The sequence below is a fragment of the Levilactobacillus sp. genome (assembly GCF_022646225.1).
Lineage (GTDB): Bacteria > Bacillota > Bacilli > Lactobacillales > Lactobacillaceae > Levilactobacillus > Levilactobacillus suantsaiihabitans.
The window spans coordinates 205,662-226,087 of record NZ_JALCJA010000004.1 but is presented as its reverse complement, the minus strand read 5'-3'; the positions used below and the strand labels follow the sequence as shown (position 1 = coordinate 226,087).

17 protein-coding genes are annotated in these 20,426 nt (G+C 44.3%); 5 read left to right on the top strand and 12 right to left on the bottom strand.

The annotated features are described in order from the left end of the window. Positions 1 to 2: 2 nt before the first annotated feature. Positions 3 to 320: a glycine cleavage system H protein (lipoate-binding) gene (locus tag LKH74_RS07930; RefSeq protein WP_135367563.1), complete on the bottom strand. Its 318-nt coding sequence runs from the start codon at positions 318 to 320 to the stop codon at positions 3 to 5. A 240-nt stretch (positions 321 to 560) separates the two neighbouring features. Here LKH74_RS07930 and LKH74_RS07925 point away from each other — a divergent pair, with 240 nt between their 5' ends. Beyond that, positions 561 to 779, top strand: a complete 219-nt coding sequence (locus tag LKH74_RS07925) for a hypothetical protein (RefSeq protein WP_135367564.1) — start codon at positions 561 to 563, stop codon at positions 777 to 779. Between the two features lie 126 nt (positions 780 to 905). Here LKH74_RS07925 and LKH74_RS07920 read toward each other — a convergent pair whose 3' ends face one another. The 10 genes from LKH74_RS07920 to LKH74_RS07875 all read right to left on the bottom strand — a co-directional run bounded on the left by LKH74_RS07920 (position 906) and on the right by LKH74_RS07875 (position 12,949). Continuing rightward, positions 906 to 1,469: a sugar O-acetyltransferase gene (locus LKH74_RS07920; RefSeq protein ID WP_135367565.1), complete on the bottom strand. Its 564-nt coding sequence runs from the start codon at positions 1,467 to 1,469 to the stop codon at positions 906 to 908. Positions 1,470 to 1,770: 301 nt separating this feature from the next. Next, complete coding sequence (gene araA, locus LKH74_RS07915) at positions 1,771 to 3,195, bottom strand: L-arabinose isomerase (protein WP_287708183.1); 1,425 nt, start codon at positions 3,193 to 3,195, stop codon at positions 1,771 to 1,773. A gap of 53 nt (positions 3,196 to 3,248) precedes the next feature. Then, entirely contained in the window at positions 3,249 to 3,980 is a 732-nt protein-coding gene (locus LKH74_RS07910; RefSeq protein ID WP_135367567.1) for an L-ribulose-5-phosphate 4-epimerase, read from the bottom strand. A gap of 23 nt (positions 3,981 to 4,003) precedes the next feature. Continuing rightward, positions 4,004 to 5,608 carry a xylulokinase gene (locus tag LKH74_RS07905; RefSeq protein WP_287708182.1) on the bottom strand — a complete coding sequence of 535 codons (1,605 nt, stop codon included), beginning with the start codon at positions 5,606 to 5,608 and terminating at the stop codon, positions 4,004 to 4,006. A 504-nt stretch (positions 5,609 to 6,112) separates the two neighbouring features. Next, positions 6,113 to 7,195, bottom strand: coding sequence for a GntR family transcriptional regulator (locus LKH74_RS07900; protein WP_135367569.1), 1,083 nt, complete (start codon positions 7,193 to 7,195; stop codon positions 6,113 to 6,115). Between the two features lie 331 nt (positions 7,196 to 7,526). After that, on the bottom strand, positions 7,527 to 9,044 hold the full coding sequence (locus tag LKH74_RS07895; RefSeq protein WP_135367570.1) for an alpha-L-arabinofuranosidase C-terminal domain-containing protein: 1,518 nt from the start codon (positions 9,042 to 9,044) through the stop codon (positions 7,527 to 7,529). Between the two features lie 5 nt (positions 9,045 to 9,049). Then, complete coding sequence (locus tag LKH74_RS07890) at positions 9,050 to 9,646, bottom strand: hypothetical protein (RefSeq protein WP_287708181.1); 597 nt, start codon at positions 9,644 to 9,646, stop codon at positions 9,050 to 9,052. A 30-nt stretch (positions 9,647 to 9,676) separates the two neighbouring features. Then, positions 9,677 to 10,561, bottom strand: coding sequence for a carbohydrate ABC transporter permease (locus tag LKH74_RS07885; protein ID WP_135367572.1), 885 nt, complete (start codon positions 10,559 to 10,561; stop codon positions 9,677 to 9,679). Between the two features lie 84 nt (positions 10,562 to 10,645). After that, positions 10,646 to 11,572 carry a carbohydrate ABC transporter permease gene (locus LKH74_RS07880; RefSeq protein WP_135367573.1) on the bottom strand — a complete coding sequence of 309 codons (927 nt, stop codon included), beginning with the start codon at positions 11,570 to 11,572 and terminating at the stop codon, positions 10,646 to 10,648. Positions 11,573 to 11,665: 93 nt separating this feature from the next. Then, positions 11,666 to 12,949 carry an ABC transporter substrate-binding protein gene (locus tag LKH74_RS07875; RefSeq protein WP_135367574.1) on the bottom strand — a complete coding sequence of 428 codons (1,284 nt, stop codon included), beginning with the start codon at positions 12,947 to 12,949 and terminating at the stop codon, positions 11,666 to 11,668. Between the two features lie 942 nt (positions 12,950 to 13,891). On the opposite strand from LKH74_RS07875, the gene LKH74_RS07870 reads away from it, so the two are divergent. Beyond that, the gene (locus LKH74_RS07870) at positions 13,892 to 15,346 is read left to right on the top strand and encodes an alpha-N-arabinofuranosidase (protein ID WP_287708179.1); all 1,455 of its coding nucleotides are present in this window, start codon (positions 13,892 to 13,894) and stop codon (positions 15,344 to 15,346) included. Positions 15,347 to 15,481: 135 nt separating this feature from the next. Continuing rightward, entirely contained in the window at positions 15,482 to 16,363 is an 882-nt protein-coding gene (locus LKH74_RS07865; protein WP_167850140.1) for a PucR family transcriptional regulator, read from the top strand. Positions 16,364 to 16,414: 51 nt separating this feature from the next. Here the strand turns inward: LKH74_RS07865 and LKH74_RS07860 are convergent, their stop codons facing one another. Then, the gene (locus LKH74_RS07860) at positions 16,415 to 17,530 is read right to left on the bottom strand and encodes an ABC transporter ATP-binding protein (RefSeq protein ID WP_135367577.1); all 1,116 of its coding nucleotides are present in this window, start codon (positions 17,528 to 17,530) and stop codon (positions 16,415 to 16,417) included. A 378-nt stretch (positions 17,531 to 17,908) separates the two neighbouring features. Here LKH74_RS07860 and LKH74_RS07855 point away from each other — a divergent pair, with 378 nt between their 5' ends. Together LKH74_RS07855 and arfA are read left to right on the top strand one after the other, a co-directional pair. Then, on the top strand, positions 17,909 to 18,889 hold the full coding sequence (locus tag LKH74_RS07855) for a glycoside hydrolase family 43 protein (protein ID WP_287708178.1): 981 nt from the start codon (positions 17,909 to 17,911) through the stop codon (positions 18,887 to 18,889). Between the two features lie 41 nt (positions 18,890 to 18,930). Then, positions 18,931 to 20,418, top strand: coding sequence for an arabinosylfuranosidase ArfA (gene arfA, locus LKH74_RS07850; RefSeq protein ID WP_135367579.1), 1,488 nt, complete (start codon positions 18,931 to 18,933; stop codon positions 20,416 to 20,418). Positions 20,419 to 20,426: the final 8 nt, after the last annotated feature.

The window sequence follows — 20,426 nt, the reverse complement described above, 5'->3', positions numbered from 1 at the left end:
CTCTACTCATCAACTAAATCAATCATCCAATCCAAGTCATCGTTGCGGTTGTTCAGCCGCTCCGGATGGTCCGCCAACGCGTCGTTGACCGCTTGGATGCGCCCGGCAAAAGGTGACCGCAACGTCAGGTCTTCGTGTTCGCCATGAACGATCATAAATGGGGTCCCTAGCTTCACTTGACCGCTGGTGAGTAACCACGAAATGTGGGTCACGGGCCCCACCAGTTCACGACCATCATCCGCAAACCCTAACCGCATCAGTCCGTCTTCATTGGGCGTTACCCACAGCGCGTCTGCACTTGCTTCAATTCGATCAATCATTGTCGTCACCCCTTGCAATTTTTTTGCGGCTAGCGTGGGCCAAAAAAGGGTTCAGCGAAACCCATTGTCTTTGACACCCGTTTCAGCCATAAAGTTGGTATCGTCAAGTTTAGAACCTCTCATCCCCAACGACACCTGTAATTAAGTCTCATTTTAACATAGCCCACAAATTCTCGGGAGCTATTTCCCCCATTCCCGCCAAAACTCTGTATAATGGAAAACAAAAAGGGGGAGATTCACATGATGCCAGGCAGTTGGTTGACCGGTAGTTTAATCTTATTGACCGGTGTTGTCCTAATTATTTTCCTACTAGCACGGTTAATTCCGCGAACTAACCATGATAAGGATACCGTCGCATTGTTGGGGGTATTCACGGTAGTCGCATTAGGACTCATCGTCTTAGGCGGCTATCTCAGCTTGGGGAGCTGGAGCACCGCTATGGGCATGGGTTGCTGGTAGATTCGTGACACACAAATTTGAACGTAAAACGGACTCGGCTGATTGGGCTGGGTCCGTTTTTTATTTGAACAACTTTTTGATTGGGGTTTTCGCACCCACCCTCTCAGGCAGCCACACTAATCAATCCTATTTCAATTCCTTAATCACCCGCGCTGGATTACCGCCCAGGACCACGTTATCGCCAAAGGACTTGGTCACGACCGCGCCCCCGGCCACGATAACGTTGTTGCCCAGAGACACGCCGGGACAAATGATGGCCCCGCCACCAACCCAGACGTCGTCGCCCAGCGTGACCGGCTTGCCAATGCCCATGGCCCCGTTACGGCGCAGCTTGGGGTCAGCGGGATGGTTGACCGAATAGATCTGCACCTTGGGCCCGAGCAGGCAGTGCTTGCCAATCGTCACTGGCGCAACGTCCAAGATCGTGCAGTCATAGTTGGCAAAGAAGTCCTCCCCCACGGAAATGTTGTAGCCGTAGTCGCAGCGAAAGGTCGCGTGCACTTCCACGGCATCCCCAGTGGCGCCAAACAGCGCCTTAACACGACGGGTGCTCTCCTCAGGATCACTTTCCCCCAGGGCATTCAGCGCCTCCACCTGGTCACGCGCAACACCGCGTTCGGCGACCAATTCGGGATCATAAACGTTAAACAGTTCACCGGTAATCATTTTTTCTTTTTCAGTCTTTGGCATAGGTTTTCTCCTCTTTCCAATGCAGATCTATCACTGTTAAATTCTCATGGCACTCAGCAGCTGACTAGCTGGTTATTACGCAAGCAAACACTCAGTCAGGGTGCGCAACCCGCACAGCCACCAGTTCACACAACGACGCACAGTACTCCTCCGTTTTGGTTAAAGGGTGAGGCCACGTCATCATTAAACACCATCCCCTATTTGGCGAACGGCAAGGCGGCCAGCCAACGCAATACTTTCTTAAAACGAAAAGCGGCCGCCCGCCGAATACTGGCGAGTGGCCACTTCATTACTGACTAGCTTACTTGATGAAAGCCTTGGTCATACCAACCATGGTAGCGTAGTCTTCCATTTGTTCTTCGGTCAGGGAGAAGGACAGCATGGTGTGGTGACCACCACCGGCCTTCATCCATTCCAAGGCACCGGTCTTCAAGCCAACCTTTGGCGTCCAGAGTTGCTTAGCAACTGGCAACTTAGGCGTTTCGGCTTCTGGCTTGTTGGCATCAACGGCGTAGCTGATCATCTTGAAGCCATCACGGAAGTCCGCAACGGTCACGTCGATAGCATCGCCTTCGGAACCGGTGAAGACCAACCGTGCTGGGTCAGCCTTGCCACCGATATCCAATGGGTGCACTTCAACCCGTGGCTTGTCGGAAGCGATCGATGGGTCAACTTCCAGCATGTGAGACCCGAGAATGGCTTCGTGGCCCTTCCGCAGATCCAACGTGTAGTCTTCCATGAAGGCCGTCCGGTCGTTGTGAGACATGATCTTCATGACCCGACCCAAGGCAGCGGTCTTCCAGTCACCTTCAGCACCGAAGCCATAGCCGTCACGAATCAAGAGTTGTGCGGCTAAGCCAGGTAATTGTTCCATGCCCCAAAGGTCTTCGAAGTTGGTGGTAAAGGCACTGTAACCACCCTTTTCCAAGAAACGCTTGATCCCGAGGTATTGCTTCAATTGTACGCGAACAGAGTGCTTGTATTTGTCAGCATCGTTGTCGCCTTGAACCATTTCGTAGCGAGATTCCAAATCAGCGTATTCCTTGTCGATGTCGGCGTCTGCGACCTTGTTGATTTCTTGAACCAGGTCACCGATACCGTAGTAGTCAACGGTCCAGCCCATCTTGATTTGGGCTTCAACCTTGTCACCTTCAGTGACGGCCACGTTACGCATGGTATCGCCAAAGCGGGCAACCTTGACCTTGAAGCTTTCGTTGTAAGCAACCGCAACGTCTTCCCAACGGGCAATTTGTTCTTGCACGTCAGCGTCGCCCCAGTAGCCGTAAACGATCTTGTTGTTCTTGTGTAACCGGGCATTGATGTAAGCATATTCGCGGTCACCGTGCGCACTTTGGTTCAAGTTCATGTAATCAAAGTCGATGTCGGCGTAAGGAATGTTGTTCAAGTATTGGGTTGCCAAGTGCAACAATGGCTTTTGCAATAATTCCGTCCCGCGGATCCAGTTTTTGGCTGGGGAGAAGGTGTGCATCCAGGTAATAACCCCGGCAACCTTATCGTTGTAGTTGACTTCCTTCATGAAGTTGGTGATGCTTTCAGCGGTCGTCATGACGTCCTTGAAGACCACCTTGTAAGGCAATTTGCCGCTGGCATTTAATTTGTCGGCGATGTCTTGGGCATCCTTGGCAACGGACTTCAATTGTTCTTCACCATACAGGTGTTGGGAACCGGTAACGAACCAAAATTCATAATCTGGTACTGATAACATAAGTGACACTCCTTTAAGAGATTTTAAATTAATTTTTTAACAGGGTTAAATGACTACTCGCGCGCAGCGTGCTCCTTGGACTTGGCGTTGTTTTGACCATAGTAGGCGTTGGCGCCGTGCTTCCGTAAGTAATGCTTGTCCAACAGGTATTGTGGCAATTCCCGGTTGGCCCGCGTCAGTTGCAAGGTGTGGTAGTCTTCTTCGGCAACCACTTCGAGCACCTTGGCGTTGTAAACGGCCTTGTCGGGAGTCGGACCCCAAGAAAATGGCCCGTGTTGGCTGACCAACGCAGCGGGAACGGCTTCGTAATCGATGCCGCGTTCGTTGAAGGTCTTAACGATGGTCTTACCCGTGTTGCCTTCGTAGTCGGCTTCGATTTCTTCTTTAGTCAAGGCATCCGCAGCCGGCACGTCGCCGTAGAAGGTGTCGGCGTGGGTGGTGTTCATGGCTGGGATATCCATCTTGGCTGCGGCGAAGGACACAGCCCAAGGTGAGTGGGTGTGGACAATACCACCGATCTTTGGAAAATGATTGTACAAATACGTGTGCGTTGGCGTATCGCTGGATGGGTTCAAATCCCCTTCAACGACCTTACCATCAGCCAAGTTCACGACGACCATGTCGCTGGCCTTGAGCTCATCGTAAGGAACCCCAGAAGGCTTGATGACGTACAGACCCTTTTCCCGGTCAACCCCAGAAACGTTGCCCCAGGTAAATGAAACCAGGCCAAGTTCTGGTAACCGCATGTTCGCTTCGTAAACTTCTTGTTTTAAATCTTCAAGCATGCTATTTCTCCTTTTAATCAGTGTTAGTCAGCCAAGACATCGACGGCCTTGCCTTCAACCGGTAAGGCGGCCTTGTAGTTGGCGATAAATTCATTTGAGCCCTGTACGCCAGCGGGATCTGGTGCGAGCGTGGTGCTTTCAGGATTGGCGAAGACCTTGTGATCCAAGAAGTCTTCCAAGGTTTCGTGGTCATCTTTATCGGTGACGTAGAAGCCCAAGACGGCCATCCCCCAAGGACCACCCTCGCCGGCATTGTTGGTGACGGTGATTGGCGTGTTCAAGGAATCGGCCAAGACTTGTTGGCCCACTTTTGGCGTCCGGAACAACCCACCCTGGGCGATCAAGGAGTCCAAATGGATGTGTTCTTCGTTGGCCAGGATGTCCATCCCAATCTTCAGTGGGGCAAATGCGGCATAGAGCTGCGTCTTCACGAAGTTGGCCAAGGTGAAGTTACTGTTTGGCGTCCGCACAAACAGGGGCCGGCCAGCCGTCATCTTGGTGATGTTTTCACCGGACAGGTAGCTGTAGTTCAACAGGCCCCCGGCATTGGCATCCCCTTCGGTCGACTTATTGAAGAGTGCCCCGTACAATTCGTCGGGTTTCAGATCAACGCCGATGGTTTGGGCAAATTCCTTGAACAGGTTGACCCAGGCGTTGATGTCGGAAGAACAGTTGTTGGTGTGAACCATGGCCACAGGTAACCCGGTAGGCGTCGTGACCAGATCAATGTCGCGGTGAACGGCCTTCATCGGTTGGTCCAAGACCACCATGGAGAAGGCTGACGTCCCAGCGGAAATGTTCCCGGTCCGTTCACGCACGGCGTTGGTGCCGACCATCCCGGTCCCGGCATCCCCTTCTGGCGGCGCCATGACGCTACCAGCAGTCAAGTTGCCCGCGGGATCCAGTAATTTGGCCCCGTCGGTCGTCAACTTACCAGCTGGTTGCCCAGCCAAGAGGACCTTGGGCAAGATGTCTTTGATGTCCCAATGATATTGGCGCACGGACTTCACGTTACGGAACTTGTCTAATAAGTTTTCGTTGTAGTCCTTGGTGTCGCTATCAATCGGGAACATCCCGGACGCATCGCCGATACCGATGACCCGTTCGCCGGACAATTGCCAGTGAACGTAACCGGCCAGCGTCGTGAAGAATGTGACGTCCTTGACGTGGTCTTCTTGGTTAAGGATGGCCTGGTACAGGTGGGCGATGCTCCAACGTTGGGGAATGTTGAAATCAAACAAATCCGTCAACGCATCGGCGGCCTCTGCCGTGATGTTATTCCGCCAAGTCCGGAAAGGTACCAGCAGTTGGTCGTTGGCATCAAAGGCCATGTAACCGTGCATCATCGCACTGACCCCAATGGAACCAATCTTGGTGAGGGCCACGCCATATTTATCTTTGACTTCCGCGGCCATGGCTTGGTAACTGGCTTGAATCCCGGCCCAGACGTTATCTAAACTGTACGTCCAAATGCCATTCTTCAATTCGTTTTCCCAAACGTAACTGCCGGAAGCAATCGTTTTAAAGTCGGGCGTTACTAAGACGGCTTTGATCCGCGTGGACCCTAATTCAATCCCCAGCGAGATGTTACCGCTTTCAACATCCTGAATAATCTTATCCGCACTCATGCGATAAACCTCCATAGCTCAATTAATCTCTATAACTTATGACTCAACATAAGAATTGTACAATTTTTGTTCGTACAAATCAAGAGCTTTTACACATTTGTCCGTATTATATTCCAATTTTTTCGGTTAATAATTGGTTTTTATTTTTCAGCCTTCATAAGACCATATTTGTTGTCACCACAGCGATGTAACCGCAACCATTATTTTTTCCGTGGAACAACCCTCTTTTAATGTTATCCGGATAAATAGTCTTTGCAGTAGGACCTCTCTTAAATTCACCCTTAAAATGCTCATTTACAGGCTTGTGCTTAAAAACCATTCGTAAGCTGAGTGCTATTGTCGAACACTCTCGTAAGCCTTCCGAATTCATCCATTAGTTTTCACATCAGGTCATTAAGAATTTTTTACATTTTATGGATCCCAGATACAAAATCCGGTCAAATTTCGTTTGTAATAATGTCACCTCCAACACAAAAAAGGCCTGGAATACACCAGGCCCTCCCTTCATTGGTTCTTTAACTCGATAGCCGAATGTCGCTTGACAATATCAGGTTGATAAGTAACGTTTTCAACTGCCTCACGATTTAACAGCTTGATAATTGCCTTAGCGGCGTCGGCTCCCATACGTTCTTTCTCATGATTCATGGTTGTCAGCGACGGCGTAAAGTACTCACCAAGCTGATAATTGTCGAATCCGGTAACTGAAATATCTTCAGGCACTCGAATACCCTTCGACTTCAAATAATCAATCACGCGAATCGCTAGCTGATCATTGTAACAAACAATCGCGGTTGGCGCCTCTGATTGTTGTAAGTAACCGTTGATTCGTTCATAAATTTTATCAGCTGATTCCTTTGATTGATACATGATGATATTACTCAAATAAGAATATTCTGGATGCTCCTGATAGGCACGAACAAATCCATTCATCCGGTAGACACCCTGAATATCATCAACTTGAAAGATCCCTAAGATACTCCGATGTCCTAAATCGAATAAATACTGCATCATGCGTTGCTCTGCACCCAAATCATCTGTATCTACATACGGGAAGTCTAACCGCGGATAATGCGCGTTAATAAATAACGTCGGCAATTCGTCGTCTTTAATTTCCTGATACAAGTCTTCATTGGGGTTGGGTAAGGCACTTTGAGTTGGCTCGATAATCAATCCCGCAACCTTACTATCCAACATATTAATTAGGCTTTTACGTTCCTTATCATGCGTATTGTGCGTGTTACTGATAAGGATAGAGTAGCCCGCTTTAGATAATACTTGATCAATTCCCGAGATAATATTAGGAAAAATATAATCCGCAATGTGGGTAGTAATAACACCAATCAGCTTGGTATCGGTTGGCGTAGACCAGTCCTTATGCCAATCCTGTACAAACATCCCACCACCTTGAATGCGATAAATAAAATGATCACTTTCTAGGTCCCCCACTGCACGACGAACCGTATAGCGACTGACCGCATACTGTTTCATTAACTCGGACTCAGTAGGCAACTTCTCATCCACCTGATATTTTCCCGAGATGATATCTTCTTTTAAGCCATCTTTGACTTTTTGATATTTGTTCTCCATGTTAGCACCTCATCAATGGTCCCATTTTACCGGTTTTCGATCTTGTTTACAAATAAATTATGAAATAAATATATTTATTAGACAACTCTTTTGTCTCACGCTTTAACCTGATCGTTAACCCAAAAAGTGGTGTCCATAATCTTCTATCCAAAAAGAGATAGTTCCCTCAAGTCTTGAGGACACTATCTCTTCTCATTCCTTAAGTGACAGATGATTCAAAATACAATCAGTACATTAAACGCTCACATACTGCTTAAATTTGCCTTCAATTTCAACTCTCACTGCCGCTTTAGTGAACATCAGATCATCAGGTGGAATCACCAGGTACCGTCTAGTAATTAAAGGTTACGACATTCCATGAATATCCCGATAATGTAACATTTTGTGAGCTACTGCCACTATTGATAGTAGTCTCACACGATTGAAGCGTTAGTGTCTCGGGATGCTCACGTGTGTTCATATCCTCTAATTTACCTACGATGTGTTCCATATGACCATCTTTTATTACGTTTGGAAAATCAATTGAGAAAGTTTGACTCTCGTTTTCTCGATTTACCGCAAATACAACAAACGCAGAACCCGTATCCATCACAACTTGATCCACGCTTGAAACATTTTGATACCGCTCTGTTGAATAACGCTTGCCATCCACCATTGCTGTTTTCACGACACTCGACGTCCCTGATAAGTTACGCAAGATCGATTGCAAAACATAATAAGTCGGATTAGCCCAGGCGTTACCACCTTCATCGGTCAAAATCAATGGAATCGTATTAACCAATAAGGCTTGACACGAAAGTTTGACCCGATCACCGTGTCTAAGAATTGCCAACGCCATTGAACCAAACAGTAACGTATCGGCCAAATTGAAGTAGCACCAATCCACAGGGTTGTGCTCACTCCAAGGCTGTGATTTCTTTTGCGAGAAATGATGAACATTCCATTCGTCAAACGAAATCTTCATAGTCTTATCACTATGTTTCAGTGCCTTCACCGCATCAGCAATTGTTTCAACCTCTTCAATCTGCTTGTCGAACTCAAGCGACCGCGCCAAATACGTTGGTAGGTCGTCAGACGCACGCAAAGACTCTTGGTCTAAGTTTTCAGATTGATCACGATCGATATAATCATGCATCGCGATGTAATCAACATTGTCATACGCAGCCATCAAAACTTTGAAATCCCATGAAGGATACGTATCAAGCCGGGGCGTTGAACTTCCAACCAGAATGGTTTCAATATCTGGGTCCATCAGTTTCATCGCCTTGGCAGTCTCGTTTGCAAGTAGGCCATATTCTTCTGGCGTCTTGCTTGCCACCTGCCAAGGACCGTCCAATTCATTACCTAGGCACCAATACTTAACACCGTAGGGAGCTGCATGTCCATTCTGCCGTCTCAAGTTAGCCCAATCGGTATCATATTTGCCATTCACGTATTCTAATTCGTGAAGAGCATCATCAATACCGCGAGTACCTAAATTGACCGTTAAAATCGGGTTATCCACCTTCGCTTGTTGAATCCATTGGAAGAATTCATCCAAACCAAACTGATTCGTTTCTAACGATTGCCAAGCGATATTCATTCGCTTAGGCCGCGTCGTCTTATCACCAATTGTATCTTCCCAGTGATAGCTGGACGTGTAGTTTCCGCCGGGATAACGTAAGGTTTTCACGCCAAGGTCACGCACTAATTGCAGTACATCCCCGCGAAATCCCTCAGGAGTTGCTGAAGGATGTCCCGGTTCATAAATTCCAGTATAGATGACTGTTCCCATATGCTCTAGGAAAGAGCCAAACATACGCGGACGAACATCAAATCGTTGTTCATTGTACAAATTTAATTTTGCCATATAGACTAAAACCTCGAAAGTTTTGTATTTAACCTCTTATGATAGAAAGAGGCGAAGATAAAGTTCAAAAAAGTTAAGCTGAAGAAAATAGTGACTGGGAAAACCATCGCACATAAAATCATAATGAACATGATTGCCGCAAATGCTAAGGTCATCGGTAATTCAATTACGATATCAATCATCGCATTCTGAAAGAATCGACTAAAATGAAATTCATCTCTCATCGAATATTCCTCAAGTACCATGTAAAACAACGCTGAAACAAACAGAAATAATGAGATGACCAGACTTACACGAATTGGCACAATTACCCGCGTAAACGCCTTCATGTAGACATAATAGAATAGAATGGCCATTGTTGAAGTGACCAACCCAATTCCCAATTTTGTCCAAAAGTGACGTTTCAATTCTTCAAAAAACTTTCTCAAAATCGTTTCATTACCCTGACCATAGATCCGAATTGCAGTGGTAATACATGCACTAATGATTGGATAGGCAAAGAAAACCGTCGCAAACCCCATCGTTGCAAATACCCCAAGAATCAGATAATTTGTCAGCGGTATCAAGCCCAAATATAGCCGGCTGTTAAAAATCCGTGACATGCGTAGCTTTCCTCCTTATCTATATTGAAACTATTCCTTCATACCAGACATTGCTGAACCTTGAACAAAGTACTTTTGAGCGAAGATGTAAATGATGAATAATGGCAACATAGAAATAACGGCACCAGCCATAACAGGACCATAGAATGAAATATGTTGACCCGTAAAGAGTGCTAACCCGGCTGGTAACGTCCGCATGCTGGAAGTCGTCGTCAAAATCAATGGATACAGCAAGTCGTTCCAGTTGTTAGTCAAAGTGAAGACCGCTAGTGCCATCAAAGTTGGCTTGGACAATGGTAGCATAATCTTGGTGAAGATCCGCCACTCATTCAATCCATCAAGTCGAGCAGCCTCGTCTAGATCTCGTGGTAACCCAACGAAATTAGAACGCATCATGAAAATCCCAAATGCGGTCGTTGCCCGCGGAATAATCAACCCAGTATAGGTATCCAACAAGTTCATCTTGTTCATTTCGATAAACAGAGGAATCATGTAAACCATGAATGGAATCATCATAGTAACCATGACGAAGTAGTAAAACATCGTCTTACCTTTGAATTCCATTCGTGCTAATGCATACCCCGTCATTGAGTCTAAGACCAGGGAAATAATCATAGTTGCCCCAGCAAAGACAACGGTGTTCTTGACATACCCTAACAGAGGGATAGTATCCCAAACTTTGATGTAGTTTTGGAACGTATACTTTCCAGCAAAGATGTGCGGTGGATAGGTAATAATATCCTTTTCATATTTGAATGAGGATAACAGTAACCATAAGAACGGAAAGACAACAATTAAAATCAACAATGACATAACAATTTTGAAAATGATTGACTTGATTAACCGACTCCGATGGTAGTTACTCTTCTTACCAGAGTCAACCAGCTCAGTCGTACTAGCTGTTCGTGCTTCCATACAGATTCATTCCTTTCGCGTCCTCTACGGACCAAATAAATTTAAAGTCGCCTACCATAAAGGACTTTTTAGTCAAATTGGGGTTTACCGCATTTGCTTTTCCTTATGACTCATGTACAAGTTAGCGGAAATAGAAAGAACCGCGATAATCACAAATAAAATAGTTGCAACAGATGACGCATAACCCAATTGATATGGCGCAGAAAATCCTCGACTATAAATGTACTGAACAGCTGATTCAGTCTTAAACTCTGGTCCACCAGCAGTAGTTACATAGATTTGGTCAAAGACTTGCATTGACCCAATCAAGTTAGTCATCACACAAAAACCTAATGAAGGAATGATTTGTGGAATCGTAACATGGAAGAATTGTTGCTTCTTATTGGCCCCATCCATTTCAGCTGATTCATACAGACTAGGCGAAATTGCTTGGATGGCTGTCAACATGATCGTCATCGTAACACCGAAGTTCTTCCAAACCGTCATGACAGCGATTGAAGGCATTGCCAACGAGGCGTCACGGAAGAATTGAGGTGTGCTCATGCCAAATTGGTGTAACACATAAGGAATCCAACCAATGTTAGGATCGAGCAACATTGAGAAGATGATCCCACTAGTTGTCAAAGAGCAGATAACTGGCACATAAAATACGGACCGAGAAAAGCGATTGAATAAGGTTGTCCGTGACAGTGCAGCGGCAGCAATAGTCCCCACAATAACCTGTGTAGGTGTTTCCAGAAGCGTGAAGTATACCGTATGCCACATAGAGTTAATCGCCCGTTGATCATGGAAGAATTGAATAAAATTATCCAAACCAACAAACTTTGTTCCCGTGAAGAAAATATTAATGTCAAAGAAACTGAGACCCAGGGTCCCGACCAAAGGAATCACCATGAAGAATAGCAGGATGATAATAGATGGTGCCATAAATAAGTAGGCAGCATGCTTCGGTTGATTCCAGAATCGGAAGAACGAACGTTTTTTGTTAACTGATGTATCGATCTCTTCCATTTAACTCGACTCCTTTATAAAACAGATGCTAATTCCAACCGAGATTGAAATTAACATCTGTTTTTTTATGATTCACATTAACTAGCTTACAAACTAATTACCACTTAATGTACTATCAATTTGCTTAGATGCAGACTTCATCACACTCGTAGTATTGTTCCCAGCTAAAACTTTTTCAATAGATGGGTTAATCACGTTAGTCGTGATGTTACTCATGTTCTTGTTACCTGGGTAGTATGGCTTAGCATACCCAATTTGCTTGTACATCGTAGAGACAAGTTTATCAGCCTTGATATCCTTGTTAGCTGCGACAGACTTCAGGTATGGTGCACACTTGTTTTCAAGGCTCCACTTCTTACCAATCTTAGTCGTGTTCCAGTACTTGACGAATGAGTAAATAGCTTTAGTCTTGTCATCGCTAGTGCTGGTTGGAATACCAAACCCAACACCATCCAAGATAGCCTTCTGGTCTCCTTGCTTAGCTTGAACCAAGGTATTGATACCATAATCAATCTTGTTCTTCTTCAAACCAGAGTTTAACCAAGGACCGTTGATGTAAATCCCAAGAGAACCGGCAAGCATTAAGTTATCAGCTTCGGCACCAGAAATGTTCTTAGGACCAACGCCATCTTTGTTGATTAATTGTTGCAGGTAATCAAAACTCTTCTTAGTAGCTGCAGAATTCAAAGCAGACTTCTTTTCGCTACTGTTCATTAACTTAGCACCGTTATCCTGTAACAAGTTGTACATGATAGCGCTACCATCCTTAGGCATTGCAAACCCTTGGGTGTTGTTCCCTAACTTAGAAATCTTCTTAGCATCAGTTGCTAATTCTGCCCAAGTCTTAGGTGGGTTGTTAGGATTCAAACCGGCCTTCTTGAAGAGTTTCTTGTTCCAGTAGAGATACATACCTTGCACTTGCATAGGAATGAAGTAAGTCTTACCATTGATAACCCCTAAGTTCCGTGCAGTTGACTGGAAGTTTGACTTGTCAACGCCACTTTGGTTGTAGAAGTCACCCATTTCCTTCATTGTTCCGTTAGAAACGTAGGAAGCCATGTCACCATAATTCATAGCGACAAAGTCAGGTGCCTTTTTAGCTGTGATGGCCGTTGGTAACTTCTGATTGAAGTTATCCCAAGTCATGATGTCCATCTTAACCTTAACGTGATCCTTATTTGTCTTGTTATAATCTTTAACAATCTGCTTTAGGACGTCACCATCGGTTGATGTGAACCCATTCCAGAAAGTAATAGTCGTTGTCTTCCCTGAAGAACTACTACTCGACTTACTGTTACTCCCACATGCAGCTAAACTAAGTCCGGCTGCAGCAATCGCAGCGACAACACCAAGCTTTTTAATTAAGCCATGTTTCATGATTTACACCTCTATGATTAGTAGTTAATTCCAATACCGTACTTAATGATAGTGGTTTCGCTCTCGAATCCAAGTATCTACTAACCCCTAAATGATATGAGATACTCCAACTCTTTATTATGTACTTAGAATAATGACCGTACTTTACGCAATGCCACTACCATATTAGAACTTTTGAACTGCTATACTCGATTGAAGGACCCCCTTTCATCTATACAGCCATTGAACACTAGTCAACTCATTGAGAATAAAATCACAAGGTATGATAGTCATCACACCTAATCCAGTGATCGCCTGCGCATTAACGTTCAATAGATTAACTGCAATTATCCTCACTAGTCTGTTCAATGAACAAACGATTCAGCAATAAGTTAGCCCCAGCAACTCCTGGGTTTAGAACAACTAGCAATACTTTCATATTCCTAATTCTCTATCTAACTCCCTTGCCTTATCCACGTACAAATTTAGCATAAATTGTAAGCGATTACAATAGTTATACGGAACAATTTTGATTTTTTCCCTTTTTTTCTTTAATTTATCATCTGAATATCATCTCTTTTCTTTCGTAAGAAAGAAGACATATTCTTCATTATGACTAAAAGCGACTCACATTGTACTATAAAATTCTCAATCTTAAAAAAATCAACTGGCTCTATTCTTGTTTAATGCTTTTTTGATACAATCATTAGCAATTGCTCCGCATGCATTATTAATCCCAACTGCGTCACCAGCTAGGCTTAGCCGATCCCCCACCTCTTAGGCACGCTCAATCGTACTACCTAGACTTAAATATTTCAGATAACATTGCCGCTTGATTGAAAGCGTTTTATAGGGTAATATTTGTTCAGATGTATTGTTCAAGTAAATAATGTTATCCGAACAAAAAACATTTCGCCGAGACACATTCATGTTTCTTCTATATTTTTTCATGGAGGTAATAGTTTGTCTTATATTTCAATCGATTCGCAAAGAGAACGCGGCAAAATCAGCAAATACATTTACGGTCAATTTTCTGAACACCTCGGTCACGGGATTTACGATGGCCTTTGGGTGGGTCCAGACTCTGATATTCCCAATACAAATGGCATTCGCAACGATGTGGTCAGTGCTTTACGTGCAATTAACGTCCCTGTCCTTCGTTGGCCTGGTGGATGTTTTGCTGATACCTATCACTGGACAGATGGCATTGGACCTGCCAGTACGCGAAAAAGAATCGTAAACACTAGTTGGGGAAGTGTCGTTGAAAATAATCATTTTGGAACTCACGAATACTTTGAACTCCTAAAGCAACTTGGTGCGGATGCCTATATCAACGGTAATCTTGGCAGTGGAACTGTTCAGGAGATGTCGGAGTGGGTTGAATACATGACTTTTAATGGCACGTCTCCAATGGCTGACTTACGTACTGCTAATGGGCACAAGGATCCTTGGCAAGTTAAATTCTTTGGTGTAGGTAATGAAAGCTGGGGAGGTGGCGGTAATATGCGCCCCGAATACTACGCTGATCTCTACCGCCAGTATCAGACCTTCATTAACTCCTACGACGCTGATACGCCTATCTATAAGATTGCTTCTGGTCCTAACGTGGATGACTATCACTGGATGGATGTCCTGATGAAGAATGCTGCACCATATATGGACGGTATTAGCCTTCACCATTATGCACTAGCCTCTGCTTGGGAGGATAAGCGCCCTGCGCTGGACTTCCCTGAAAGTGAATGGTTCTCATTAATTAAGAGTGCTCAAAAGATGGATGAACTTATTACCAAGCACAGTACCATCATGGATAAGTATGATCCTCAAAAACGGATTGGCTTAATCGTCGACGAGTGGGGTTCTTGGTTACGTGCCGAAAAAGATACGAATCCTGCCTTTCTATATCAACAAAATACGATTCGTGATGCAATGATTGCGGCAATCACGTTACACATTTTCCAAAAACATGTTGACCGCGTACAAATGGCAAATATTGCCCAAATGGTAAATGTTCTACAAGCTATGTTACTCACGAATGGTACTAAGTTGGTTAAAACGCCAACCTACTATGTGTTCAAAATGTTTACCAAACACCAAGAGGCAATCGCCATGGACACTTTTGATAACCTTTCAGATACAACCAGTGCTTCAGTCTCCAAAAACGCTGATGGCTATTTCATTTCACTGTGTAATTTTGGATTAAGTGCTCCCGACGACATCACCGTAGACGTAGATACAGCGATTAAATCTGTGAGTGGTACCGTGCTTCGTGGATTACGAATGGATGATCACAATGACTTCGAGCATCCAGACGAAGTCAAATCAGAAGAATTCTCCACGACGAGTTTCCAACCCCACCAGTTGAAGGCTCAAATTCCACCAATGAGCGTTGTTACTCTACAGGTAAACACGAATAAGTGATCTACCACACCGTAAGACACCAAATGGGTTCTTGCAAAATTTGTCATTCCGACTAGTTTTGCAAGAACCCTTTGCGTTAATATTTAATTGTACTTAAAATAAATGGATCATCATACTAAGGGGAATAAGCATAGCATGGAAATTAATAAGTTGCTCAGTATTTTCCCGAATGCCGAGCTTAAAGATACACCTACATCTGACGAAAATTCCTTAAGTTTTCCCATTGACTCAAAATGGTTAACTCTCCCTCGGAAAAGCCTTTCTTCTCGAGAAAGAGCCCTTTTAAATCTCATAATTGATGAAACGCCTCTGCAGAACGTGAATTCTGCAAATGATCATACTTGGTTCAGACGGCTATTTTTAGGCGAGAAATGCTCTCAAAAACAAGCAACAGAATCAAGAGTCCGAATTATCCAAATCAATTTAATTAGTCATGACAGCACAATGCCTGTTAATAACTGGTTACGTGCATTTAGGACTATGTTTAAGCAACCTTTCGTCGATACCTTTCTGGTTAACAACCACGAGGCCATTGTTATTGAAGCCTTAAAGGACAAAATGTATGATAACGAAAATTTTTTGGGTGTTAGCCAGGCTCTAGACAGTGATTTCTACTGCACATCCAAGTTATATATTGGTCAGTACTGGCAAAACGATGACACCATTGAGCAACTATTTTCTCATGAACGGAAACTATTCAAGTTCCAGTTACAGCAAAACACCAGTGAACGCATCTTCTCCATCTCAAATAGCATCTTAAAGTATTACTTCGAGAAGCAACTGAGCCAGGATCCACTTATTCTAAAGAGTCATTCGGAACTTTTCAACATGCCTGATGCTAAAAAGACGGTCACCATCCTTTATCAAAATGGTGGAAATATCAGTATCACAGCTAAAAAAATGTTTCTACACCGAAATACACTCCAATACCGCATTAAGAAATTTCAAGAGACAACTGGGTTTAATCTAAGAAATATGGACGACTTACTCTTTTGTTACTTGTTGACCTTTCAATGACTAAAAATAGGACTCCCGCTAAGGAGTCCTATTTTTAGTTAACCTTATTATCTATTCCATGTAATCTACAGAAACTTCAGTCTCAGGATCGAAGTAATGTGCCTTGTTCAAATCAAAGCCCATCTTGACGCTAGCACCTGGCTTTTCAAAGTCACGTGCATTTACTTTAGAAACAAATTCAGTATTCCCAACCTTACTGTAAAGTTGTGAGTCAGCTCCTAATAATTCAGAAACGATAATTTCAGCATCAACCTCATTTTCAGGGAATGCCTCCAAGAACGCATTTTCTGTATGGATATCTTCGGGACGAACACCTAAAATTAACTTTTTCCCATTGTAACCATGCTTAACCAAATTCTTCAGACGACCTTCTGGAACACGAAGATGTAATTCATCCTTTTCATCAGTCACGATACCATCATGCAACGTGACGTTAAAGAAGTTCATGGCTGGAGCACCAATGAATCCAGCAACAAACGCATTTACAGGCTTGTCGTATACTTCGGATGGTGTACCAACTTGTTGAACTTTCCCATCACGCATAACAACAATCCGATCTGCCATAGTCATTGCTTCCGTTTGATCATGAGTGACATAAATCGTAGTCGTCCCAAGATCCTGATGCAGCTTAGCGATTTGTGCCCGCATTGAAATCCGTAACTTAGCATCCAAGTTTGACAAAGGTTCATCCATCAAAAATACGGGTGCATCACGGACAATAGCTCGACCTAACGCAACACGTTGACGTTGACCACCAGAAAGCGCAGCTGGCTTACGGTCCAAGTATTCCGTCAAGCCTAAGATATCCGCAGCATGTTTAACGCGCTTATCAATATCTTCCTTTGCTTTCTTTTGAATCTTTAACCCGAAGGCCATGTTTCCGTACACGGTCATATGAGGATACAAAGCGTAGTTTTGGAAGACCATAGCAATATCCCGGTCTTTTGGTGCCAGATTATTAGCAACTTTACCATTGATGACCAGCTTACCCTTAGTAATATCTTCCAAACCGGCAATCATTCGCAAGGTCGTCGACTTCCCACAACCAGATGGTCCAACGAAAACCATAAATTCTTTATCTTTAACATCCAAATTAAAATCAGTAACAGAATAATTTTCTGCCCCATCATATTGCTTGTAGATATGCTCTAGGTTAACTTCTGCCATTATGTATAACATTCCTTTCAAGTTTATCTGTATTTAGTATATTGTGAAAGCGCATTCATTTAAAGCAAATAGTGACCAAAAACTGATATGAACTTTGTCAAACCTGCACAAAAACATTGATAAATTCAATATTTTTAAAATTTATTAGGATGTATCGTGCCGGATTTCTAACTTGCCGGTCTATCTAGGATTCTACTCGAATGGCTTTTGATCAGACAAACTTTTTACATCACTTCTAGAAATATACTAGGGACCCTCAAAAGGGTTGACAGCGTTTTCATACGGTTGTATATTTCAATTGTACGTATTTATTAGCACTTATTTGAAATGTATTTTCTTAAGGTACTTACAAATATTAAAAAGGAGCATATCGATCCTATGGTACAAGCACAAGATTACGTCAACCCATTGATTGTCCAACGGGCCGACCCATACATTTACAAGCACACGGATGGTTACTACTACTTCACTGCTTCTGTTCCAGCTTACAACTTAATCGAAATTCGCCGGGCCAAAACTTTGAACGGTTTAGCCAACGCCGCACCCCGGACTATCTGGCGTAAACACCCAGATGGTAGCGGTGCCATGAGCCAATTGATTTGGGCTCCTGAATTACACTACATCGACGGCAAATGGTTCATCTACTTCGCTGCTTCTCACACCAAGGAATTCGATCACAACGGCATGTTCCAACACCGGATGTACTGCATCGAATGTGACAACCCAGACCCAATGCGCGACGAAGCCGACTGGATCGAACATGGTCAAATCGAAACACCACTGGATACCTTCGCCTTAGATGCTACGGTCTTCGAAGCCCAAAACAAGTTGTACTACGTCTGGGCCCAAAAAGATCCTGCCATCAAGGGTAATTCCAACATCTACATCGCTGAAATGGAAAATCCATGGACGTTGAAGACCAAGCCAGTGATGTTAACGAAGCCGGAATACGATTGGGAAACCAAGATCTTCTGGGTCAACGAAGGTCCCGCAGTGCTTCACCGCAACGGTCGTTTCTTCTTGACCTATTCTGCAAGCGCTACCGACGAAAACTACGCCATGGGAATGTTGACCGTACCAGAAGACGCCGATCTCTTGGATGCTTCTAACTGGTCCAAGTCCAAGACCCCTGTCTTCCAAAGCAACATGCCAATTCACCAATACGGTCCCGGTCACAACTCATTCACCGTCGCCGAAGATGACAAGACCGATATATTAGTTTACCACTGCCGGAACTACACCGACATCAAGGGTGACCCATTGTACGATCCAAACCGTCACACCATGGTTCAACCATTCACTTGGAATGATGACGGAACGCCAAACTTCGGCAAGCCAGTGCCATATAATTACGAATAATATTAGTGTTAGCAACTTACATACAATCAGGAGGTTATTTCATGCAAGGAAACTTAACTGTTGATCTCGATAATCAAATTTCTAAAATTGATGACCGTGTTTATAGTGCTCTAATTGAACATTTAGGCCGTGCTGTCTATGACGGCCTTTACAATCCTGGTAATCCTAAGTCAGATAAAAATGGCTTCCGTCAGGATGTTGTCAAAGCCGTCAAGGACTTAAATATTGATTTGATTCGCTACCCTGGTGGTAATTTCGTTTCCGGCTTCAACTGGGAAGATAGCGTCGGCCCAAAGGAAGACCGTCCAACTCGTCTAGACTTGGCTTGGCGCAGCATTGAGACCAACCAATTTGGCCTGCATGAATTTATGAAATGGGCTGATCAGACGGGTACTCGTCCCGATATGGCAGTCAATTTAGGTAGCCGAGGCATTGATGCCGCTCGCAACTTAATTGAATACTGCAACTTTCCCGGCGGCACTTACTGGAGTGACCTGCGGAAAAAGAACGGCGCCGAAAAGCCATTCAATATCAAAACCTGGTGCCTGGGCAACGAAATGGACGGCGACTGGCAAATTGGTCACAAAACTGCTGAAGAGTATGGTCGTTTAGCCCATGAAACTGCTAAAGTCATGCGTCTAGTCGATCCCGATATCGATTTAGTTGTTAGTGGTAGCTCAACCCGTGAAATGGCAACATTCGGTAGCTGGGAAGAAACCGTTCTCGACCATACTTATGATGATGTCGATTATCTCTCTCTTCACCGTTACTACGATAATAAGGAAAATGACCTTCACAATTTCTTAGCAAAGTCCATTGATTTTGATGAATTTATTAGTGGTATTGTTGCGGTCTGTGACGCTGTTAAAGCACGTAAACACAGTGAAAAGACCATCAATCTTGCGCTAGACGAATGGAATGTCTGGTACCACTCTAATCAGCAAGACGACGAAACCGCCCCATGGCAAAACGCCCCCCACTTGCTGGAAGACCACTACAACTTTGAAGACGCCTTGATGGTTGGGACCATGCTGATCACCCTGCTCAAGCACGCCGACCGTGTTAAGATTGCCTGCTTGGCACAATTGGTCAACGTCATCGCGCCAATCATGACCGATGATCAAGGTATCTGGCTACAATCCATCTTCTTCCCGTTCATGCAGGTCTCCAAGTACGGTCGGGGCATTGCGCTGACACCAAAGCAGACGGCTGACACTTACGACAGCAAGGACTTCAAGGATGTACCTTACCTCGACAGCCTGGCCGTTTACAACCAAGATGCCTCTGAAGTCGTGGTCTTTGCCGAAAACAAAGGCGAAGATGCCATGGACTTCACCACTGATCTACGCGATTTACAGGCTGATAGCATCATCGAAGCCACACAATTCTATGGCTACGACATCAAGCAGACCAACGAAGATCAACAAATGGCAATTCAACCCAACAAACAGGTCACATTGGACGACAATGTTCTCAAGACCACGTTACAACCCTTGTCCTGGAATATGTTCCGGATCAAGGTTAAGTAAGCAATTCT